Below are 21,384 nucleotides of genomic sequence, written 5' to 3'. Positions count from 1 at the left end.
ATGTAACATGCACAATTACATCTCCGGACAGACAGGTTATAGTACTTCGGTGCGATATAAGCGTAACAGAGCCGACAGAATAATATCAATTAAATAAGTATATCAGGGCAGCCAAAACAGGCTGCTCTTTTTATGCAAAGAAAGGAGTATGGATATGTTTATATCTAAGAAAAGAATACAGGTTATAGAAAGAAGAATTGCTGACCTTGAAAAACAGGTCCAAGGCCAGCAAGATATAAAACTAAAGATTGATGATAAAAAGCTTTATTCCAGCATTGGAAAAAGCAGTTTATCGGTTACCAATAATGGTATTATTGCGCAGGTGCAGTAAAAGTGCCATCGCCATTATCAATCAATTCTCGATTGCTTAAAAGAATGATTTTGTCGTTATATTGAGTTATTTCAATATAAAGCCCATTCGGGTATTCGGACTTAAGTATCACGCTGTCATTTTTAACAACGGTTTCAGTTTTTATGTCTGTGAATTTGATATTAAATGGTGTAAGGATGTTTAATGTTTGACCGCGATTAACCTCATATTTATGCATATATACCCTCCTTTCCTATGTGTTTCAGCATAGCTGATAAGGAGATTATACCACGATTTACCATAATACAACAAGCTTTGACAGCATTACGCTGTTTATTTTTTACTCAAAAAGGAGGAATATAGATGGAAAAAGGCATTAATCTGCGCATCCAGGAAGCCAAAGAAGATATTGCTGCAGCAATTAATAAAGCGCAGCTACCTCCTGGGATACTCTTAATGATACTTAACGAATTTGTACCCCAGGTACAGGCGCAGAATGCTATAGCTATTGCCAATGAACGCAAAGCTTATGAGGAAGGAGAGAAGAAAGATGGCATACAGGTATAATAGAATAAATTGGCAGAATAAACCTAATGTGGCAACGCCGATAAGTGCCGAAAATCTTAACAAGATGGATAAAGGTATTGACGATAACGATAAGGCCATTGGTGATTTAGCGCAACTAAATACATCAAATAAATCCAGTTTGGTGTCGGCAGTAAATGAGCTAAATAATAAGTTAGCTTGGGAAGAGTGGAAAACCGCTACTTTACAAAATGGCTGGACTGGCACTATAAGATACACAAAAAATGGTCTTAATGAAGTTAGGTTGGTTTTAATCTCACTTAATCCAGGCACCGTTACAGGTTTAACAATAATAACCACTTTGCCAGTCGGATATCGCCCCGAAAGAAATGTACTAATTCAACTAGCAGACAGTACCGGGAGAACGAACGGAGCTATAATGTACCTAAACCAAAATGGTAATTTGTATTTAGCTAATGATTCAAGTTTTACAACAGCACTTTACTACAGCGCTCAAGCACAGTTCTATGCAAGTTAAATATAGCTATTTAGGTTGCTATATAAGTAACGCTTACAATTGCATATTTAGCGGTGCTACCAGTAAAATTCCGTATCATAAAAGCACCGCCTATCTCTATTGCGCAGTATCCTATATCTGTGTACCCGAATGCCGGATTATCAATAGGATTATTATGCAGCATACACGGAACTCTAACTGAAATAAGTGGTTTATACCCATTAGGCAACGTAAAAGTTTGTACTTCGTAATTCGAGAATTTATCGCTTGTAGCAAGTCGTACCGATAATGTCACTATATTTCCGTATTTCATAGCTCGAGCGTATAGAATTGTATGTTTCGGATTTTCGACCGTTAAAATTGTTGACAAGTCAACGGTTTGTACAGCTAACTTATTATTTAGCTTATCAACCGTAGCCCAAAGACGGGCTTATTTTTATGCTTAGAAAGGAGTTGGAATATGCAAAATTTTGTATTGAATAATGGTGTTGTACTTAAAACTATACCACCTATCACATTTCCAAATAACATGAGTAAAACTCGCACGATTTGCTTCCAAACAGATCTTCCGTATGACGTATTATTCGAAATGTTTTCTGAATATAGCAATGTTTGCAGGATTGAATGTAAGTTTGACAGCGGAAATGTGGCTGACGTTTTGACTGATTGTGTAAAGTTGAAAGTTCTGTCTAGGAAAGACGATGGTTCATATACAGCGGAATTTAGCACAGATGCAACGGAAAAGCTAATTTTAGAGCTGCAGGAAGAAGTAAAAAGACTTAAATCACAAGTCGAAAACTTGATAGCAGAAAAAGAGTCTGACACATCTGAAGAAACAGAAAGACCTGACGTTCAAGAACCAGGAACCGGAGATGAAGAAACCCTCGATCCTGAAGCCAAACCGGAAGAACCAGAGATTCCGGACGAAGAAACCGAAACAGAAGAAACAGACGATGAGGAAGATTTTGAGCCGTAGGGCTCTTATTTTGTAAAGAAAGGAAGGCAAGATTATGAACAAATTCAAAACGATATTTACAACAATATTCTCTGTAATTGCATCATGGCTAGGTGCCTTAGCAATCCCGGTTTTGCTTATGATATTAAGCAACCTGGTTGATTATGTAACCGGTCTAATCGCAAGCAAATATCGGGACGAGCCTATCAACAGTTACAAATCATTCCGGGGTATTGCAAAAAAGATTTGTATGTGGCTGTTAGTAATTGTCGGGGCATTAGTAGACCAACTTATACTATACGCTGGGGATATAATAGGAATTAAAATGCCATTTACATTTTTGATTGCTTGTGTAGTGGCAATCTGGATTATATGCAATGAACTGATATCAATTTTAGAAAATATTAAAGACATTGGCGTGAAGCTACCGCCATTTTTGCAGCCCCTTGTTGAAAATGTTAAAAAGCAAGTTGAGGAAAAAGCAAAAGTAAAGGATGATGCAAATGGTTAAAATATGTCTTGATGCCGGCCACTACGGCAAATATAATCAGTCTCCCTGTAATAAGGCTTATTATGAATCCGAAGCAATGTGGAAATTGACTGAACATCTGAAAGAAGAATTGCTTACATATAAAGATTGCGAAGTTATAACCACAAGAACAGACCAAACTAAGGACCTGGCTTTATATAGCAGAGGGCAGAAAGCAAAAGGCTGTGATCTGTTTATATCTAACCACAGTAATGCAGTCGGAACCGGCATAAATGAATCCGTGGATTATGTGGTTGTTTACAGGTCTTATAAAAATAAAAATAATGCAGATGAACTGGCCATGAAACTTGCAAAGGCAATAGCCGAAACAATGGGAACTAAACAGGCTCCTAGAACGGCAACGAAAAAATCCGAAAAAGGTGATTGGGAATATTATGGCGTATTAAGAGGGGCTGATGATGCAGGTTGCCCTCTTTTTTATATTGTAGAAAATAGTTTCCATACTAATCCGAGAAGTACAGAATGGCTTTTAAAAGAAGAGAATTTAAGGAGATTAGCACAGACACAGGCTAAGGTTATAGCAAAATATTTTAAGTTACCAAAAAAGACGACCATGCCAAGTAAAGCCATAACCCCCGAATCGCCCGCGGAAGATATAAAATGGTTGCAGGAAAGGCTCAATATTGTATTGCCGAAAATCTATCCTGCAATTCCTGGAATCGTCCCTCTACAGGTTGACGGCGACTACGGCCCGAAAACTCGTATAGCGGTCCTGATGTACTGGGATGCCCTGGGATGGGGTAGGCACATGAATGACGACGGGAAAAAGATTGGCGTGTCTACCCGGGAAGCGCTGGCCGAGGGGAGGATAAAATAGCCTTGTCTGACTGCGTAATTTAGGTCAAATTAAAGCCAAAAATAAGGCGGGTAATTAGTCATATATGGACTAAACCCGCCTTATTTTTGGTTTTATGGGGTTAAAATTATTGTGAAATGTATTCTACACCGTCAAAAATTAAGGATTCCACTGCATTGCTATCTATTCCAAAAGAATTCTGCGCGTCAACATAGCTTTGTATATAAATTAAAAAATAGTATGGCAGGAGTAATAGCAGATAAACTTTCTTTCTTTTTGTGTTCAGTGATGATTCTTTGGATTGGAAGGACTATGGTGTTGACTGCATCGATGACTAAAAATAAACAGAATTACAATGACATGGAGTATACATATGAAGAAAATAGATAACAAAATAATGCTTATTACATATCCTGATTCGTTTGGGCAAAATTTAAAAGAACTTAACTTCGCTTTAAATAAATATGTTAAAGATGCAATCGGTGGAATTCACTTGCTTCCTTTTTTCCCGTCATCCGGTGACAGAGGGTTTGCACCGATTACCTATAGGGAAGTAGAAAGGGCTTTCGGCAATTGGGAAGATGTAATGGAACTGGCCAAACGGTATTATATGATGTATGATTATATGATTAATCATATTTCTGCCAGGAGCGAATATTATAAAGATTTTTTACATAATAAAGACAATTCCCCCTATCATGATCTGTTTATAAGATATAAGAAATTTTGGGAAAACGGTGAACCGACCAAAGAGCAGCTTGATGCCATATATAAGAGAAAACCAAGAGCTCCTTATGTCGAGGCAAAATTTGCAGACGGAACGACGGAGAAAGTATGGTGTACTTTTGACGAAGAGCAGATAGATATTAACTGTAAATCAGATATAGCTAAAAAGTTAATAAAAGAAAATTTATCTTTTCTTGCCGAACACGGTGCAAGCATAATAAGGCTTGATGCTTTTGCTTATGCTACAAAGAAGGCAGGAACCAGCTGCTTCTTTATTGAGCCGGATGTATGGGAACTGTTAGAGTTGTGTGATAAAGTACTTGAACCATATAATATTATTTTATTACCGGAAATTCACGAGCATTATTCCTTACAGATGAAGATAGCTGATAAGGGGTATTATACATATGATTTTGCCTTACCTATGCTGTTAATTCATGCCTTATATTATGGTGAAGGAAAATACTTAAAAAATTGGCTCGACATGTGTCCCAGAAGGCAGTTTACCACATTGGATACTCATGATGGTATAGGGGTTGTTGACGTAAAAGACTTACTTCCCGATAACGAAATCAACCGTACTCAGGAAGATATTTTCCGTTATGGTGCAAACGTAAAAAAGATTTATAATACGTCAGCCTACAACAACTTGGATATTTATCAAATCAATTGCACATATTATTCTGCTCTCGGAGATAACGATCAGGCATATCTTTTGGCAAGAGCTATTCAATTTTTTGCACCGGGAATTCCTCAGGTATATTACGTGGGACTGCTGGCCGGAAAAAACGATTTGGAATTTATGGAACGTACTAAGTTTGGCAGAAATATAAATCGTCATAATTACACCTTAGACGAAATAGAAAGGGAAGTAAATAGACCGGTTGTGCAAAAGTTGCTTGAGCTTATGAGATTCCGAAACAGTCATAAGGCATTCAATATTGACGGAGACTGTATCGTCGAAAGTAAAGGAAGCAATTTAAAGATAACCAGAAAATACGAAAATCATTATGCTATACTTGATGCCGATTTAAAAAGTTATGAATTTAGTATTGATTTTTCGAAAGATTAATCGGAATAAAATAGCCTTAATTTACATATCTCCATTCTTTTTCGGATGGAGATATTCTCTTATGAGGATAAATATTCTTATATGTATTTAACAGATCAGGCTTACAAAAAAGAAAGAAGGTATAAAATGTTTAAAATAAAAGATATTAATTTAGTTTTAGAATTGGAGAATGGTATATTGCCGCTTAAATTTAAAGACAAAACAATTACGGCAGGCTATGAGCAATATATTTTCCTCCATGAGGACCGAGGCGTTAATGCTGCCGTTTATATAACCAAAGAAGATAATATCTGCACAGGTTCAATATCGGTTAAAATAAATAACCATCCTATTTTAGATTTTAGAAAATTTTAACCTTACAGAAAAGATGCCGATTAAAATATCAATAACATTTGATGAAATCCCGGTTAGTCTTTGCGCAGCCTATATGTGTAGGGACTGGTGGAGCCGCCCTGCATTTATTAAATCATTTAAGGAAATTCCTGAAAAGACTCAGGCTTTATTTTTAGAAGGAAAAAACAGCTATGGTTTTTTAATGCCAATGGTCGGGGAGAAAATGAAAGCATTTATTTCAGGGGAGGCATCAAACTCAATATTATTTGAGCTGACAGCTTATACAGCCGGAATTAGTAATGTTAATGATGTGTTTTTTATATCAAGTGAAGGAAGTGATCTTTATAAAGCTATTGAAGAAGGGTTTAAAAAGGCTTGCGAACTAAAGAAGATCCCCATGAAAAAAGACCGAAAGTATCCTAAGATGTTCGATTACTTCGGATGGTGCAGTTGGGATGCGTTTTATACGGATGTATCCGAGGAAAAATTACTGGAAAAGGTAAATGAAATAAAAGAAAAACAGTTGCCGATCAGATGGCTTTTAATAGATGACGGTTGGCTGAATATAAAAGATCAGGGTTTGACCGATTTTCGGCCTGATACAGAAAAGTTTCCCAATGAATTTCAGTGTCTAACTAAAACCATAAAAAATGAATCAAACATAAAATGGGTAGGTGTATGGCATGCTTTGGGCGGTTATTGGAACGGTATCCATCCGGAATCAAAATTGGCATCAGACTTAAGGCAATATATGTATGAAACCAAGAACGGAAAGCTAATTCCTCATTATGACCCGGATAAGGGATTCGGATTTTGGAGAAACTTTTATACTTATTTGAAAAATCAAGGAATTGATTTTGTCAAAGTAGACGGGCAGAGTGCCTTGAAAAATTACTATAAAAATAATGTAGAAATAGCGAAAGCCGCAGCCGGAACCCATATGGCATTAGAGGCAGCAGTATCACTTTTTATGAACGGAAATATCATAAATTGTATGGGTATGGCTATGGAAAATTTATTAAGCAGACCTTTATCATGTATTTCACGAAACAGTGATGATTTTGTTCCAAAAGATGAAGAAAATTTTACAGAACATCTGTTGCAGAATGCATACAACGGATTATATCATGATAATGTTTACGTATGTGACTTTGATATGTTCTGGACAAATCATCCGGATGTAAAAAGGCATGCATTATTACGGGCAATCAGCGGAGGGCCGGTTTATTGCAGTGATCCCATTGGCGAATCAGAATGTGAAGAAATTATGCCGTTAGTTTATAATGACGGCAGATTACTTCGTATGGATCGCTGTGCAAAGCCAACCATGGACTGTATTTTCAATTCGCCGTTAGAAAGCGGTATACTGAAGTTAACAAATACATATAACGGTACGGGAGCTGTTGCAGTCTTTCATTTAGGTAAAGACAGTGGTGCTGTTAATACCGAAATATCTCCATCGGATATATATGATTTGGATGGGGAAGTATTTGGTGCATATTTGTGGTTTGAAGGAAAATACATTCAGGTAAAAAAAGATGAAAGAATTAAAGTAAATATTAATAATGACGGCTATGCTTTAGTATTGTTTGTTCCTGTTGAGGATTTGATAACACCAATCGGTTTAACTAATAAATATATATGTACCCATCCTATTGTTTCAAGTATATCAGAAAACAATAAAAAGAAAATAATATTGAAAGAGGGAGGGATATTTGCTTTTCATTCCAAAGTGGATCCAAAGTATGTAATAGTAAACGGTTTTGATTTGACAGATAAACTTATAAAAGAAGATAACCTTTATAAAATTGACTTATCAGAATATAAAAATGAAATATCAATACATATTGAATAAGCAAAGTTTCATAATAGAACAAATAAACTCGGAACTTATCAAAACATCCGGCTTTATAACCGGGTGTTTTTTATGGTAAAAAAATTTGATGTATGGTAAAATTACATTTAGTTTTATATAATACTGTTTTGATAAAGGATAAATTGCTATAGTGTAAGTGCTATGATTAATAACCTGCTTTAGGTACTTATGGGAGTTAATTTTTTATTCTGACTAAATGGGGTTTTGCGTAATTTAAGTGTAGCAATTAAATATAATGTAGAAATGGGGGGTTATATAATGCAAAAGCAGTTTCTGGAACCGGGGCCTGTGCTTAATGAAAAGGGTGAGCCTATTCCGGGATATTCAACCAAAAGTATTCGCACATACAGAAGGAAAGACATCAAGGCATCACCGTTCAGGATTAAGGAATGGGACTTTTATCAGGTATCAGACAAAAGGATGTGCCTGCAATTTACTGTCGGACATGCTTCCTATGCAGGTCAGGTAGGTATTATGTTTTTTGATTTTGCCGAGGGAGTAAAATTGGCAGAGAAAGGAACATTTCTGGTTATTCCTTTTAATTCATTACATCTGCCGGAGGATGCTGAAAAAGACCATGTGATAGAATTTAAAAGAAAAGCCGGTATGATGCGCATTGAAGCAAAGCAAAAGACAAGGCACCTGTATTTTAAGTGGGATGATTTTGAGGCTGAAATATTGCTAACCAGACAGAACGATAACTCCCTGGTTATTAATATACCCTTTGATGAATCCCCAAAGGCGTTTTACTATAACCAGAAAATAAACTGCATGATAGCTGAGGGTAAGGTAAAATACGGGGACCGCGAATATTATTTTTCACCGGAAGATTTCTTCGGGATTTTGGACTGGGGCAGGGGTGTCTGGCCCTTCCATAATGAATGGTATTGGAGTAACGGTACCGGCTATATTGGGGATAAAATTTTCGGTTTTAATTTGGGCTGTGGGTTTGGCAATACAAGCCATGCTACCGAAAACATCCTGTTTTACGGGGACACGGTTCATAAACTGGGGGAAGTAGTATTTGAACTGGGCTCAGACTATATGAAACCCTGGCATATTTATGATAAAGATGGAAGGCTGGATTTGACCCTTTCACCGACATATGACCGGACAACCCGCACTAAGCTGTTGTGGGTAAATAACTGCTGTCATCAGATGTTTGGCGAATTTAAAGGCAAGGCGGTTTTAGATGACGGAACCGAACTAAAGATTGAAAATCTGATATCCTTTGCCGAGCATGCGGTTAACAACTGGTAATCAATAAGCTGATAATATAAGCCCCTCCCCTTGATCGGATAAGAAGGCGGTTACATGATCAATTCATAAAAATTAATATAATAAAACCTTGAAATGGATAGCTTAAGAAGCAAAAAGCCATACATTAAATGATATCAAGAATATAAACGTAACTGTTAATAATCATATACAAACAGACAAGGAGACTTTGACATGAACTACTTAAGCAAAGAGGAAAACTTAAAGATGATTTCAGACCTGTCCAATGCCATGGGGGTATCCGGCTTTGAAGACCAGGTCGTAAATATTGCCAGAAACTACAGTGAAGGGCTGGGATTAATAAAAGAAGATACACTAAGAAATCTTTTTATTTACCGCAAAGAAAATACCGGCAATAAGCCCGTAGTACAACTTGATGCCCACAGCGATGAAGTCGGATTTATGGTACAGGCAATCCGTCCTAACGGCTGTCTGCAGATTGTACCTATAGGAAGCTGGGTTACTACAAATATTCCGGCTACAAAGGTATGGGTAAGAAACGGCGAAGGCAAATACATACCAGGTATTGTCGGGAGTAAGCCTCCTCACTACATGAGCGAATTTGAAAGAAAGTCATCTTTGGAATTTAGCCAGCTTTATGTGGACATAGGGGCAAGATCAATGGAAGAGGCCGTAAAAGATTTCAAAATCCGTATCGGCGAGCCTATCGTTCCTTTTGCCGAGTTTACATATGACGACGAACATGATGTCATGATGGGAAAAGCTTTTGACAACCGTTTGGGATGTGCGGCTCTTATAAGTACCTTAAGAGCATTGGAAGGCAAGGAATTAAATGTCGATGTGGCAGCAGGAATAGCTTCTCAGGAGGAAGTTGGAGCAAGAGGGGCTGTGGTTACGTCAAGGGTTATAAAGCCGGATGTGGCTATAGTATTAGAAGGCTGTCCCGCTGACGATACCTTTGCCAATACCTATGAGATGCAGACAGCCATAAAGAAAGGTCCGATGCTAAGGCATTTTGATGCCAGGATGATTACCAATTACCGCTTCCAACGTTTTGCCTTGGATCTGGCGGCTATAAAAGGACTTCAGGTTCAGGAAGCGGTAAGAGCCGGAGGTTCTACCAACGCAGCTTCCATACATTTATCCAATGAAGGAGTTCCTACGATTGTAATCGGCATTCCGGTAAGATATGCCCACACCCATTATGGAATTTCGGCCTATTACGACTTTGACTTAAGTGTCAGACTGGCTTGCGAGATTTTAAAAGAATTAAATGAAGATATAATTAAAGGTTTCTAAACAAGATACAGCTTATTTAGTAAAAAAGCGAAAATAAACAAGGAAGTAAAAGCAAATGCGGTTTATGTTTAGCCTCATCCGGATAATCATAAGGCATGGAAACTGTATGAAAATTTAGGCTTTGTATCAAAACCAAGACCGGCTTATCTGGAAGAGGGAGAAACATATCTGGAGATTTCAAGAGATGAATGGAAGGCTAAAAACAGAGACTTATAATGCGGGTGGCCCAAACGGTAAATTATAGGCTATAAATAGAATAAAAATTATGTTAAGAAAACCACCGGATAATTGATATGATACCCATAAGCAGGCAAGTAAAAACGCATCTGCCAGCGGGCATATCAAAGCCGGTGGTTAATTTTGTGAAAAATATGTGAAAAATTAACAGGAATTATTTACTAATAGGAGTAAATGATATAAAATAATGACAAAATAAATATGAGGTGTGGTAAAGTATGAAATCCTGGTTTAATAAATGTAAAAAACTGATATTAAACAGAAAAAATATTATAGCCCTCACCGTGTTATTATTAATCATTATCGTTGGAGGTATATTTGCTATAAAGTCATATGCTAAAAGTACTGAAAAAGATGATACTCTGTCAGAAGTCGGTCAAAATAGAGTATCATCATCTTTTCAATCCGATGCTGATACTAAAAATTTAAATTTAACCATATCAAATGAAAATGAGGCAAGAGTAAAAACCCTTACATCTGATGAAAAGGAGGCAAAAGTAAAAACTCTTTCATCTTCTGAAGATGAGGATTTAACATTCGTAATTGATACTATTGATGTTAATGAGGCTGTTTGTGTCGGGAAAATTGAAATTAGGGAAGGGTCTGTATATTCAATAAATGTAAATGCAAAAGAAGGAGAGAAAATATTCGTTGCTTTGAACAAAGCTGATAATATAAGCAAGTATAAAGGTGTTTTATGGAAGCAGTTTATTGGCGTACAAGGGAATGAAGTTGAGGCACAATTTACCGATAGAAATAAAGGAACTTATTACGTTTATGTAGGAAACAACGGGAATGTGCCTTTAGTTAATATTGAAGGTGTACTTAAAGCAGATAATCAGGTAAATGACAAAGTGGAAATAATTGATAAAGAGGAAAAAGAAGACGAGGCTAAAGATAAACAAGAAAAAGATAAAGAGCAAAAAGTTAAAGTAACTGCTTCTGATGAAGAGATATCTTTTTATATCGATGTTATTGAAGCAAACGAAGCAGTATGCATAGGAAAGATAGAAATTAAGAAAGATTCCAAATATGAAATTACCGCATCGGCTGAAACCGGGGAAAATATCTTTGTTGCTTTATATGAATCTGATGATATCAGCAAGTATAAAGGAGTTGAATGGAAACAATTTACCACGGTTCAGGGCAATAAAATCGAAGCAGAGTTTACGAATATAAGAAATATAAAAAAAGGAACATACTATGTATACGTAGGAAATAACGGTAACTATCCGTTAAAAAATGTGAGCGGACAGATAAATGCAGTAAACTAGGAAATAATAATTTATAGGTAGCCAATGGTTTATATTTTATATGATATATGAGAACCTTAATAGGTTCTCTTTTTTTATTTTTGAAAACTTCTTAAATTTTTTGCCGAAAGAAACTACACAGAAAAATATGTTTGTGGGAATTTTGTCTGTTTATAACAGATTTCATTTTTGAGCTTATTATTAAAGGAAATAGTTAAGTACCGTTCGTGTAGCTTTTATATCTTTTGGCGCAAATATTATGATGATTTTGAATATGCTTATGTTTAAGATATATTAATGTTAAGCAGACTCTTGCAGGAATGACGCAAGGATATTATTATAAGGTAATATACGGATATAAATCAAAGCAAAATGGAAGGGATTGCGAATGTTAAACAAGGTCACAGAGATTGTACGTGAAGCCGCTAAACTTATGGAAAACAGGAATTTTAAGGTTGAAAATAAAAGCAGTATTTCAGATTATGTAACTACTGTCGATCTTTCAGTTCAGGCCTTTTTGGAAAGCAGGCTGGTACCTTTGGTAGAGAATAGTTATTTTTTAGGGGAAGAAAATTTTAAGATAAATAAAGATAAACTCTGCCAATGGGTTGTTGATCCGATAGACGGCACTGCCAATTTCGTAAGGGATTTGGGAGCCAGCACAATATCCGTAGCGTTGGTTAAAAGAGGGCGGCCCGTACTGGGGGTTATATACAATCCTTACAGGGATGAAATGTTTTATGCCGAAGAAGGCAAAGGGGCATATCTTAACGGAAAACCTATCAGGGTTTCAGACCGCCCTTTGGAAAGTTCACTGTTTTGCACCTCATTAAGCGTATATAATAAGGATTTATTAAACCATTGCATAAATATTATAGAAGAAGTCTATCCTAAATGCGATGATATCCGCCGTATCGGTTCGGCAGCCTTGGAGCTTTCTTATTTGGCAGCCGGCAGATTGGACCTTTATTTTGAATTGAGATTATGCCCGTGGGACTTTGCGGCAGGTGAAATAATTGTTAAGGAAGCGGGAGGATTTATCGGAACTATTGAATATGATACTACGGTTTTTGACCGGGCAATTCCAATAATATGCGCCAATACAAAAGAAAATTATGAATTTTTAAGAAAGGTTGTAGAAAATGAAATTCCTATGATACCTTATACAGATTAGAAATTTCGTTACAGTAAGTACCTATACAAGTTTTTTATAACTTATTAAGGTGGTTTTATAATATAAATAGTTAACAAAAAAATATTTGAGAAAAGTCGGAGTATATTATATTGGCAGACTGAAATCTCATTATTTCATAGGTCAGAGAAAAATGATTTTTTCATGTTTAATAAAAACGGCATTCTATGAGCCAAGACAGAAACTAAAGTGTTCCATTTGGATTGACAGGCTTGTATATTGTAAATTATAATGTTTTTATTATACTGCTAACATATTCGAAATATTATTCAGTATAAAAAATTATATAAAAAATTATATTTAAAAATTATATTTAAAAATTATATTTAAAAATTATATTTAAAAATTTTGGTTAATTGTAAAATCAAATTGAACACCTAAAAAAATAGATCCATGGAGGATTCTTTGGTAGAATTAAGTTACCACACAAAAACCTACAAAGGAGATCGCAACCATGGATCAAACTTATTCTACCACATTTACCCCCGATCGCGAAAGGGGTCAGCACTTAAAATTTGAAGATCGTTGCAGTATCAAAATTTATAAAAAACTTGGTTACTCCCTTCGTAAGATTGCAGAAGCAATCAATTGTTCTGCTTCTACCGTAATGTATGAACTTCGGCGTGGAACCAGCAAGCGTAATGGAGACAGAGGACGTAATCCTGAGTATTCTGCAAAACGTGGCCAACAGAACTACGAAATAAACAGGTCAAGATGCCACAAGCCACATGCTCTTGATGAGAACTCAAAGTTTCTAAAATGGGTTATTAAGCAGGTCAAGGAACATCATTGGTCTTTTGATGCCTGCGTAGGTTATGCCAGACTTCATGAGCTGTTTCCTGCTGAGGATATTGTTTGTACCAAGACGCTTTATAATGAACTTTGGGCCGGAAATCTGCCGCTGGTACCACATGATTTTCCGGAAGCCTTGTCAAGAAAGCCAAGAAAGAACCAGCCTCGTAAAAGCAAACGTTTTCTTGGAAAAAGTATTGATGAACGTCCGGAAACAGTATCCACTAAAGAGGAATACGGTCACTGGGAAATCGACACAGTTGTCGGACACAAGGCCGGTCATGAATCAGTGGTACTAACGTTGGTTGAGAAGAAAAGCGATTATTATATAGCCATAAAAATACCCGGCAAAGATGCAGAATCCGTAATGGCAGCCATGGAAACCCTTAGAGAAGAATACGGCGAGGCTAAATTCAGTGAAGTATTCAAGACCATTACTGCCGATAACGGTACTGAGTTTGAGAGGCTATCTGAACTTGAAACATGGGGAGTAGGGATCTACTTTACACATCCGTATTCATCCTGGGAAAGAGCCCAGAATGAACGACATAACAGGATTTTTCGCAGATATGTTCCAAAAGGGGTTTCCATTGAGAAATATTCTGCAGAACAAATCCTGTGGTTTGCTGATGAGATGAACGAACTTCCCCGGAAGCATCTTGGGTACCGAACACCGGCGGAACTTTTTGAAGAGTTTCTGGATCAGGTGTATTCGATTGGCAAAGTACAAGGTAACTTAATTACCAGTGGTGTTCAATTTGAAATTGCAATTTAGGATTTAAAAATTTTATTTAAAAATTATATTTAAGATTACTCATCGGTAAAAATTTGATAATGGAAGAGGCGGATTTTTTGATTACATACAAAAGATGTACGGAAACTAATGATGATGCCATATTTCAGGCGTTCCAGATTGGATTTTCAGATTATATTATAAAAGTGGAAATTACAAAAGAAATTTTTATAAAGAATTTTTTTGGACGGGAAGGAAACAGCCCGGAATATTCATTTATTGCTTTTGATGAAGATAAGCCTGTAGGTTTGATTTTGGGCGGGATTAAAGTATATGAGGGAATAAAGACATTAAGATGCGGAGCCCTTTGTGTTCATCCGGATTACAGAGGGACTGAAGTAAGTAAAAAGTTGTTTAGCCTTCATAAGGAAACAGCCATTGAAAATAATTGCCGGCAGTTATTTTTGGAAGTAATCGTCGGTAATGACAGAGCCATTAATTTCTATAAGAAAATGGGATACGAAAAAGTCTATGATATAACTTATTATTCTCATCAAAATCCGGATGATATCGATGAAGTTTTGCCGGATGACGTAACTGTTGAAAAAATAGACATGGAAGTTTTAAAAAGCTTTAGCTGCAAAGTACGGGACATTCATATAAATTGGCAAAATGATTTTGATTATATTGAAAAAATCACAGGCCAGGTACATTTTGGAGTATTTCATGGGACAGAGCTTATCGGCGCACTAAGCATCAACCCAATAGGAAAGATTAATTTTCTGTGGATTGAATCAGGTTTTAGAAATCGGGGTATCGGAAGAGGGCTTGTGAGCCATGCCATAAAAGAGCTTAATCTTAAAAAGCTGGCTATCAATTTTCCTAATAACGCTTCGCTTATGGGATTTGCAAAACGTTTGAATTTTACGAAAGATTCAATATCACAGTATGAAATGTATCTTACCTTGTAGTTATTAAAGGCAAGCAAATATAAGTATTTTTGAGATTTCGGTATAAATTTCAATTTAAAATAGTAAAGATTAAAAGTAAAATACAATATTAGGAATAATATTATATAGCATAAAAAGAAAATAACTGGGGTTAAGTTCCCAGTTATTTTTGCTTTGCTATAAAATTATATAGACAATATAAAATTGCACACTTTTAATATATGTATCATTGTGCTTCATATAAAGAAGGTTTAATTATTTTTTTATTTTCTGCCGGAAAAACACAAATACAGATAAAATTCTTAATATATTTTAGGAATCAGCCAAAATTATCTCGCAGCCGGCGGATAAAATGGCATGTTCAAGTTCCTTATCGGGATATTGGTCTGTTATAATGGCATCAAGTTTATCAAATTGAGCATAAGTTACCAAAGAACTTACCTCAAATTTTGTGTGATCTACCAGCAAATATTTCTTAACACTTCTTTCAATGGCTGTCTTTTTAATGGCCGTTTCTGCAGGCGACGAATTGGTAGCACCGTTCTTTGATGATATTCCTGTAGCAGCCAAAAATGCCTTGCTGATGTTATATTGCTGCAATACGTCTACAGCAGTAGAGCCGGTAAATGACAAGGCTTTTCTGTCCAATATGCCGGACAGGGATATTACATTGATGTTATTATGAGGAATACATTTAATAATTACCTCTATATTGTTGGTAAGTATGGTTATATTTTTTTTCTGAATAAATTCTACCATAGGAAAAGTCGTAGTTCCCGAATCGATAAATATAATTTCACCGTCATTTACCAAGGAGGCCGCTTTTTTGGCAATGTATTGCTTTAAGCCTAAATTGCTGATGCTGCGTTCCTCAAACGGTTTCATCGATTGAGTATCGGGAATTGTTACACCGCCGTATATTTTTTTTACAAGTCCCTTCGAAGCCAGTTCGTCTATGTCACGTCTTATGGTATTTTTGGATACTTTGAATTCTTCGCATAATTGGTCAAGAGTAACGGTTTTGTTGATGTAGATGTATTTTTCTATATTCCCTATTCTTTTTGTACGCACCATAACACCTCTTTACGCATTTTGTGTTTTTTATATTATACATTATTATCATGAAATTTACAAATAATATTAATAAATACAAGTAAATAAGGCAGGATTCACACAATAAATAATAATATATTTAGCTAAGTATGTTACTTTTTATTAAAACAACACATAAAATATTGACATACACAAGACAAAATGTTATATTATGAGTAAATTATTATTAAATTATGGGTAAGTTAATAATAAAATATTATTGTAATCTAGTCAATAGAGGAAGGAGTTGCAAATGGGCTACATAGAATTTGACAATACAAAAGAAATTGACTTAATAGCACTTGGCAGAGTGGCGGTTGATTTTAATCCGGTAGATTACTACAAGAAACTTACGGAAAGTACAACTTTTAAAAAATACTTAGGCGGATCTCCTGCCAATATCAGTGTCGGTCTGGCAAGACTGGGCAAAAAGGTTGGTTTTATCGGCAGAGTTTCTGACGATCAATTCGGAGATTTTGTAACAGATTTCTTTAATAATGAAGGAATAGATACATCTCATATTTTCCGCTGCAAAAACGGAGAGAAGATAGGGCTTACTTTTACTGAAATTTTAAGCGAGACTGAAAGCAGCATTCTTATGTACCGCAACGGTATAGCCGATTTACAGTTAAGTGTTGAAGATATAGATGAAGACTATATCAAAAAGACGAAGGCATTATTGATATCCGGAACGGCTTTATCGGCAAGCCCCTCAAGAGAGGCTGCCCTGAAAGCTTTAGCTTTGGCTAAGAAAAATAATGTTGTTGTAATATTTGACATAGATTACAGACCTTATACATGGAAAAATACCGATGAAATATCTATTTACTATTCCATTGTTGCTAAAGAAAGCGATATTATTTTAGGTTCCAGGGAAGAATTTGACTTAACCGAAAAATTAATTGAAGAGGGAAGGACGGACAAGCAGACAGCCGAATATTTCCACAGTAAAGGCTGCAAGATTGTAGTTATAAAACACGGCAAGGAAGGATCAACCGCTTACACCAATGACGGCAACTCCTACAGCATTAAACCTTTCCCGGTGAAACTGCTTAAATCTTTTGGCGGCGGGGATGGGTATGCTTCTGCTTTCCTTTACGGCTTGTTTGAAGGAATGGAAATTATTGATTGTCTGGAACTGGGCAGTGCTTCGGCTGCCATGCTGGTGGCAAGCCATGCCTGTTCGCAGGATATGCCGACCGCAGAACAATTGATGGAATTTATCAAAAAGGCAAAAGAAGAGTACGGTGAAATGATAGCCCGTATATAGGGCATTTTATGGATTTATGTAACTTGGAGTATAATTGATTAAATGTTTATTAAGTAACTAAAATTACTTATATTATAGAAAGGTGACTACATATGGAAAGATTGAAATATTTTGTGGGCGGCCGGTTTAAAGAATCGGAGACAGATAAATACTATGATCTTTATAATCCAAGCACAGGTGAAGTCGTGGCCCAGGCTCCTAACTGTACAAAAAAAGAAGTGGAAGAGGCAATAAAAGTTGCCAATGAGGCTTTTAAAACCTGGTCTAAAGTACCTGTCTTAAAGCGGGTTCAATATTTATATAAAGTCCGTGAATTATTGATTAAGTACGAAGAAGAACTTACTTACCTGATAGCTGAAGAGCATGGTAAGGTATGGGATGAAGCCAACGGTGATTTGGCAAAGGCAAAAGAGGCTACCGAACTTGCTTGTTCGGTACCGTCATTAATGATGGGTGAATCAACTATGAATACATCCACAGGTTATGACACCGTTTTATACAGAGAACCTCTTGGAGTATTTGCGGGAATTGCACCCTTTAATTTCCCGGCAATGATTCCTTTCGGTTGGATGGCGCCGATTTGTATAGCCTGCGGCAATACCATGGTATTGAAAGTATCCAGCACCACACCGAGAACTTCATTAAGGATGGCAGAAATATATAAGGAAGCGGGAATTCCCGACGGTGTTATTAATGTTATCACTTGCGACAGAAATGAAGCTGAAATTCTGCTTACTCATCCCGATGTGAAGGGAGTTTCTTTTGTAGGATCAACCAAGGTAGGAAAGCACATTTACAGTATAGCTGCGGCTCACGGAAAAAGAGTACAGGCTTTGTGCGAGGCCAAAAACCATGCTTTGGTTTTAAATGATGCACCCGTTGACCGCGTTGCGGCAGGTATAATAAACTCCGCATTCGGATGTGCGGGAGAAAGATGCATGGCACTTCCCGTCGTGGTTGCCGAAGAAGGCATTGCGGATGCATTGGTAGCTAAAATAGTTGAGCTTGCCAAAAACATTAAAATCGGACCTGCTTACGACAAGACATCAAAATTGGGTCCTGTTGTAGATGCCAAACATAAAGAAAGAATTCTCGGATGGATTCAGAAAGGCATAGATGAAGGGGCAAAACTTATCCTTGACGGAAGAAACGTAAAAGTGGAAGGTTATGAGAACGGCTTCTATTTGGGACCTACAATCTTTGACCATGTTACGGAAGATATGGAAATAGGAAGATATGAAATTTTTGGTCCTGTTCTTTGCATAAAGAGGGTAAAAAGCTTTGAAGAAGGCCTTACCATTATGAACAATAATCCGTTTGCCAACGGATCGGTTATTTTCACCCAGAGCGGATATTATGCCAGGGAGTTTGTAGAACGCACTCACGGCGGAATGGTCGGAGTAAACGTAGGTATCCCTGTACCGGTCGGAATCTTCCCCTTCAGCGGCCATAAAGATTCCTTCTTTGGAGATAATCATTGCTTAGGTAAAGACGGTATCAGATTCTATACGGAGAGCAAAACGGTTACGACAAAGTGGTTTGACGAAGAAGAGAAGAAATCCACCCATGTAACTACCTGGGACGGCACGATTTAATAAACGGCATTGTTTAATATGAAAAATTCCGATCTTAACGGAATTTACATACAGCATTTTTAAATAACATACCGGAGTATGTTGTATGACTTGCTCCGGTTATGGATAGGAAGGAGCCAATATGCCACTTGTTACAATGAAAGAACTCTTGGATGCGGCATCTAAGGGTAATTATGCAGTCGGAGCTTTCAATATAGGCAATCTGGAACATATTATTGGGGCAATTGAGGCTGCTAAGGATATGAACACTCCGATTATACTGCAGTTGGCTGAAGGAAGGCTGAAATATTTTCCCATGCACATGGTAGCTCCTATGATGATTGAAGCTGCTAAAAAATCGAAAGTAGATATAGCAGTCCATCTGGACCACGGACGAAGCAGGGATATTATTAAAGAGGCAATTAAGTACAAGTTTACTTCCATAATGTTTGACGGTTCAAACCTGCCTTATGAGGAAAACGTGCAAAAAACAAAGGAGTATGCAACGGTAGCAAAATTTTTTGATATTAGTATAGAAGCGGAGCTTGGAGTTGTAGGTGGAAATGAAGGAACTACGGTTAACGGAGAAATCCGTTGTACTGACCCGCAAGAAGCCTTGGATTTCTATGAAAGAACAGGTATAGATGCTTTGGCGGTTGCGATAGGAAATGCACATGGTAACTATATTACACAACCGAAACTTAATTTTGAAGTTCTGGAACAAATACATAAGCTGGTAGACATTCCTCTGGTACTGCACGGCGGAACCGGAATAAGCGACGAAGATTTCAGAAAGGTTATAAATCTTGGAATTCGCAAAATTAATATTGCGACAGCCTTATTGGATGGGCTGACTAATAAAGCCAAAGAATATTGCCTGTCCGATACTAACCATCGCTTTTTTGGTTTAAGAGATAAAATGATTGAAGGGACTTACGAACAGGTAAAGCATCATATAAAGGTATTCAATAATAAAGAACCCTTGTAAATAACCTGTGAAAATATAATCCTGAAAAGAAAAAGGGGTTGTCGCAAAATAAGTGACAGCCCCTTATTTCGGTTATATGAAATTTTCACAGAAAGAATGTAAAATTGTACATCGGATGATAAATAAAATTACACAGAAGAAATTATTTATATAGGTTGCTTGGTAATATTATCCCTGATAATCAATAACATCAAGCCACTTAAACAGGAACTTTTTCTCTTCTTCGGTTGTGGCTCTAAGTAACTGCTGGGCAGCTACGATAGGAAGCCATTTTTGAACATATTGCAAAGCTGTGTCGCTCTTTTTACAGAAGAGTTTGATATATTTTTCTGCCAGGTCGGGATAATATAATGTCATCTTCAGGTATGTGGTTGCGGTATCGCCGCTGGCATTTCCCTGGGTGGCGTGTGACCAGTCTATTATATATGCGCCAGAGTCGTTAATTATTATATTGGACGGAAGAAAGTCTCCGTGGCAAAGTTTGGTGTGTTTGGGCATACTATCAAGACGCATCAGCAATTCGTATCTTGTAGTGGCATCTATTTCTTTTATGCTTTGAATCTGGCGGACCAGTTTATCCTTTAATTTATTTAATGCCGGTGCTGTTTTTGAATGCATTTCAAGCTGCAGGTCAACGAACAGCTCCAGCAATTCGTCGGTTTTTTCGGGATTTTCCTTAAAAAGCTGATCCAGAGTCTTCCCCGGAATATAATCCATGGTTATGCTCCAGCATTCATCAATCATTCCGACGGCACGGATTTTAGGAATCTTAAGGCCGGTTTCTTCTACCCTGGACTGGTTTAAGGCTTCGTTTAAAATCAGCGATTTCGGATAGCCTTTTTCAAAAACTTTTACTACCGTATCTTCATACCGGTATATGATTTTATTGGCACGGGTTGCCAGTACTTGTTCCAGCTTCATAGCAATATCCCCTTTCGATTAAACCAAAGTTTGATACGGAATACAGAATACACTTTGGTCGGGTATCCCATATTCATAAATTTTCAAGATACATGTATGGACTGATAATATTTGAAAATTTTATTAACCGTCATCAATCAGCCCATACATTGCTTTTAATTACATAATAACAAATTTTTCAAAT

The 21,384-nt window shown here is 36.8% G+C and carries 22 protein-coding genes; 18 read left to right on the top strand and 4 right to left on the bottom strand.

What is annotated here, in order from left to right; translation table 11 throughout:
• Positions 1–154 precede the first annotated feature (154 nt).
• The gene (locus HHT355_RS13640; protein WP_158245937.1) at positions 155–331 is read left to right on the top strand and encodes a hypothetical protein; all 177 of its coding nucleotides are present in this window, start codon (positions 155–157) and stop codon (positions 329–331) included.
• On the opposite strand, the gene HHT355_RS08540 is transcribed toward HHT355_RS13640, so the two are convergent.
• Complete coding sequence (locus tag HHT355_RS08540; RefSeq protein WP_103203023.1) at positions 312–548, bottom strand: hypothetical protein; 237 nt, start codon at positions 546–548, stop codon at positions 312–314. The genes HHT355_RS13640 and HHT355_RS08540 overlap by 20 nt on opposite strands.
• Positions 549–673: 125 nt before the next feature.
• On the opposite strand from HHT355_RS08540, the gene HHT355_RS08535 reads away from it, so the two are divergent.
• Both HHT355_RS08535 and HHT355_RS08530 read left to right on the top strand, forming a co-directional pair.
• On the top strand, positions 674–877 hold the full coding sequence (locus HHT355_RS08535) for a hypothetical protein (RefSeq protein ID WP_103203022.1): 204 nt from the start codon (positions 674–676) through the stop codon (positions 875–877).
• Positions 861–1,373 carry a hypothetical protein gene (locus HHT355_RS08530; RefSeq protein WP_103203021.1) on the top strand — a complete coding sequence of 171 codons (513 nt, stop codon included), beginning with the start codon at positions 861–863 and terminating at the stop codon, positions 1,371–1,373. Before HHT355_RS08535 ends, HHT355_RS08530 begins: the two co-directional genes overlap by 17 nt.
• Positions 1,374–1,383: 10 nt before the next feature.
• Here HHT355_RS08530 and HHT355_RS13635 read toward each other — a convergent pair whose 3' ends face one another.
• Positions 1,384–1,536, bottom strand: a complete 153-nt coding sequence (locus tag HHT355_RS13635; RefSeq protein WP_158245936.1) for a hypothetical protein — start codon at positions 1,534–1,536, stop codon at positions 1,384–1,386.
• 276 nt (positions 1,537–1,812) lie between these two features.
• Here HHT355_RS13635 and HHT355_RS08525 point away from each other — a divergent pair, with 276 nt between their 5' ends.
• From HHT355_RS08525 to HHT355_RS08465, 12 genes are all read left to right on the top strand, one after another.
• On the top strand, positions 1,813–2,328 hold the full coding sequence (locus HHT355_RS08525; RefSeq protein ID WP_103203020.1) for a hypothetical protein: 516 nt from the start codon (positions 1,813–1,815) through the stop codon (positions 2,326–2,328).
• Positions 2,329–2,362: 34 nt separating this feature from the next.
• Positions 2,363–2,818, top strand: coding sequence for a phage holin family protein (locus HHT355_RS08520; RefSeq protein ID WP_103203019.1), 456 nt, complete (start codon positions 2,363–2,365; stop codon positions 2,816–2,818).
• Positions 2,811–3,674, top strand: a complete 864-nt coding sequence (locus HHT355_RS08515) for an N-acetylmuramoyl-L-alanine amidase (protein WP_158245935.1) — start codon at positions 2,811–2,813, stop codon at positions 3,672–3,674. The genes HHT355_RS08520 and HHT355_RS08515 overlap by 8 nt, the downstream gene beginning before the upstream one ends.
• Positions 3,675–4,026: 352 nt before the next feature.
• A complete protein-coding gene (gene gtfA / locus HHT355_RS08505; RefSeq protein ID WP_103203016.1) occupies positions 4,027–5,451 on the top strand; it encodes a sucrose phosphorylase in 1,425 nt (474 codons plus the stop codon).
• Positions 5,452–5,577: 126 nt separating this feature from the next.
• Positions 5,578–5,805, top strand: a complete 228-nt coding sequence (locus tag HHT355_RS08500; RefSeq protein ID WP_146039181.1) for a hypothetical protein — start codon at positions 5,578–5,580, stop codon at positions 5,803–5,805.
• A 13-nt stretch (positions 5,806–5,818) separates the two neighbouring features.
• Positions 5,819–7,639 carry a Sip1-related alpha-galactosidase gene (locus HHT355_RS08495; protein WP_103203014.1) on the top strand — a complete coding sequence of 607 codons (1,821 nt, stop codon included), beginning with the start codon at positions 5,819–5,821 and terminating at the stop codon, positions 7,637–7,639.
• A gap of 279 nt (positions 7,640–7,918) precedes the next feature.
• Complete coding sequence (locus HHT355_RS08490; RefSeq protein ID WP_103203013.1) at positions 7,919–8,920, top strand: DUF2804 domain-containing protein; 1,002 nt, start codon at positions 7,919–7,921, stop codon at positions 8,918–8,920.
• 192 nt (positions 8,921–9,112) lie between these two features.
• The gene (locus tag HHT355_RS08485; RefSeq protein ID WP_103203012.1) at positions 9,113–10,198 is read left to right on the top strand and encodes a M42 family metallopeptidase; all 1,086 of its coding nucleotides are present in this window, start codon (positions 9,113–9,115) and stop codon (positions 10,196–10,198) included.
• Between the two features lie 455 nt (positions 10,199–10,653).
• Complete coding sequence (locus tag HHT355_RS08480; protein WP_103203011.1) at positions 10,654–11,709, top strand: hypothetical protein; 1,056 nt, start codon at positions 10,654–10,656, stop codon at positions 11,707–11,709.
• Between the two features lie 367 nt (positions 11,710–12,076).
• The gene (locus tag HHT355_RS08475; protein ID WP_103203010.1) at positions 12,077–12,862 is read left to right on the top strand and encodes an inositol monophosphatase family protein; all 786 of its coding nucleotides are present in this window, start codon (positions 12,077–12,079) and stop codon (positions 12,860–12,862) included.
• A gap of 472 nt (positions 12,863–13,334) precedes the next feature.
• Entirely contained in the window at positions 13,335–14,447 is a 1,113-nt protein-coding gene (locus HHT355_RS08470) for an IS30 family transposase (protein WP_103201628.1), read from the top strand.
• Between the two features lie 77 nt (positions 14,448–14,524).
• The gene (locus HHT355_RS08465; protein ID WP_103203009.1) at positions 14,525–15,376 is read left to right on the top strand and encodes a GNAT family N-acetyltransferase; all 852 of its coding nucleotides are present in this window, start codon (positions 14,525–14,527) and stop codon (positions 15,374–15,376) included.
• Between the two features lie 291 nt (positions 15,377–15,667).
• On the opposite strand, the gene HHT355_RS08460 is transcribed toward HHT355_RS08465, so the two are convergent.
• Positions 15,668–16,429, bottom strand: coding sequence for a DeoR/GlpR family DNA-binding transcription regulator (locus HHT355_RS08460; protein WP_242967618.1), 762 nt, complete (start codon positions 16,427–16,429; stop codon positions 15,668–15,670).
• A 271-nt stretch (positions 16,430–16,700) separates the two neighbouring features.
• Between HHT355_RS08460 and iolC the strand changes: the two genes are divergently transcribed.
• From iolC to HHT355_RS08445, 3 genes are all read left to right on the top strand, one after another.
• Positions 16,701–17,717, top strand: coding sequence for a 5-dehydro-2-deoxygluconokinase (gene iolC / locus HHT355_RS08455; RefSeq protein WP_103203007.1), 1,017 nt, complete (start codon positions 16,701–16,703; stop codon positions 17,715–17,717).
• 92 nt (positions 17,718–17,809) lie between these two features.
• Complete coding sequence (locus HHT355_RS08450) at positions 17,810–19,312, top strand: CoA-acylating methylmalonate-semialdehyde dehydrogenase (protein ID WP_103203006.1); 1,503 nt, start codon at positions 17,810–17,812, stop codon at positions 19,310–19,312.
• Positions 19,313–19,433: 121 nt separating this feature from the next.
• Positions 19,434–20,279, top strand: a complete 846-nt coding sequence (locus HHT355_RS08445) for a ketose-bisphosphate aldolase (protein WP_103203005.1) — start codon at positions 19,434–19,436, stop codon at positions 20,277–20,279.
• 168 nt (positions 20,280–20,447) lie between these two features.
• On the opposite strand, the gene HHT355_RS08440 is transcribed toward HHT355_RS08445, so the two are convergent.
• Positions 20,448–21,200 (bottom strand): phosphotransferase family protein, encoded by a 753-nt coding sequence (locus HHT355_RS08440; RefSeq protein WP_103203004.1) that lies wholly within the window; start codon positions 21,198–21,200, stop codon positions 20,448–20,450.
• Positions 21,201–21,384 lie beyond the last annotated feature (184 nt).

This window comes from Herbinix hemicellulosilytica, assembly GCF_002904165.1.
GTDB classification, from domain to species: Bacteria; Bacillota; Clostridia; order Lachnospirales; family Lachnospiraceae; genus Mobilitalea; species Mobilitalea hemicellulosilytica.
Note: the sequence above shows the minus strand (reverse complement) of the source record. Positions and strands in the feature narration are given on the sequence as shown.

Excerpts from the sequence above, each read along its gene's own strand:
- HHT355_RS13640 (WP_158245937.1), top strand. The coding sequence starts at position 155 with ATGTTTATATCTAAGAAAAGAATACAGGTTATAGAAAGAAGAATTGCT.
- HHT355_RS08540 (WP_103203023.1), bottom strand. The coding sequence starts at position 548 with ATGCATAAATATGAGGTTAATCGCGGTCAAACATTAAACATCCTTACA.
- HHT355_RS08535 (WP_103203022.1), top strand. The coding sequence starts at position 674 with ATGGAAAAAGGCATTAATCTGCGCATCCAGGAAGCCAAAGAAGATATT.
- HHT355_RS08530 (WP_103203021.1), top strand. The coding sequence starts at position 861 with ATGGCATACAGGTATAATAGAATAAATTGGCAGAATAAACCTAATGTG.
- HHT355_RS13635 (WP_158245936.1), bottom strand. The coding sequence starts at position 1,536 with ATGCTGCATAATAATCCTATTGATAATCCGGCATTCGGGTACACAGAT.
- HHT355_RS08525 (WP_103203020.1), top strand. The coding sequence starts at position 1,813 with ATGCAAAATTTTGTATTGAATAATGGTGTTGTACTTAAAACTATACCA.
- HHT355_RS08520 (WP_103203019.1), top strand. The coding sequence starts at position 2,363 with ATGAACAAATTCAAAACGATATTTACAACAATATTCTCTGTAATTGCA.
- HHT355_RS08515 (WP_158245935.1), top strand. The coding sequence starts at position 2,811 with ATGGTTAAAATATGTCTTGATGCCGGCCACTACGGCAAATATAATCAG.
- gtfA (WP_103203016.1), top strand. The coding sequence starts at position 4,027 with ATGAAGAAAATAGATAACAAAATAATGCTTATTACATATCCTGATTCG.
- HHT355_RS08500 (WP_146039181.1), top strand. The coding sequence starts at position 5,578 with ATGTTTAAAATAAAAGATATTAATTTAGTTTTAGAATTGGAGAATGGT.
- HHT355_RS08495 (WP_103203014.1), top strand. The coding sequence starts at position 5,819 with ATGCCGATTAAAATATCAATAACATTTGATGAAATCCCGGTTAGTCTT.
- HHT355_RS08490 (WP_103203013.1), top strand. The coding sequence starts at position 7,919 with ATGCAAAAGCAGTTTCTGGAACCGGGGCCTGTGCTTAATGAAAAGGGT.
- HHT355_RS08485 (WP_103203012.1), top strand. The coding sequence starts at position 9,113 with ATGAACTACTTAAGCAAAGAGGAAAACTTAAAGATGATTTCAGACCTG.
- HHT355_RS08480 (WP_103203011.1), top strand. The coding sequence starts at position 10,654 with ATGAAATCCTGGTTTAATAAATGTAAAAAACTGATATTAAACAGAAAA.
- HHT355_RS08475 (WP_103203010.1), top strand. The coding sequence starts at position 12,077 with ATGTTAAACAAGGTCACAGAGATTGTACGTGAAGCCGCTAAACTTATG.
- HHT355_RS08470 (WP_103201628.1), top strand. The coding sequence starts at position 13,335 with ATGGATCAAACTTATTCTACCACATTTACCCCCGATCGCGAAAGGGGT.
- HHT355_RS08460 (WP_242967618.1), bottom strand. The coding sequence starts at position 16,429 with ATGGTGCGTACAAAAAGAATAGGGAATATAGAAAAATACATCTACATC.
- iolC (WP_103203007.1), top strand. The coding sequence starts at position 16,701 with ATGGGCTACATAGAATTTGACAATACAAAAGAAATTGACTTAATAGCA.
- HHT355_RS08450 (WP_103203006.1), top strand. The coding sequence starts at position 17,810 with ATGGAAAGATTGAAATATTTTGTGGGCGGCCGGTTTAAAGAATCGGAG.
- HHT355_RS08445 (WP_103203005.1), top strand. The coding sequence starts at position 19,434 with ATGCCACTTGTTACAATGAAAGAACTCTTGGATGCGGCATCTAAGGGT.
- HHT355_RS08440 (WP_103203004.1), bottom strand. The coding sequence starts at position 21,200 with ATGAAGCTGGAACAAGTACTGGCAACCCGTGCCAATAAAATCATATAC.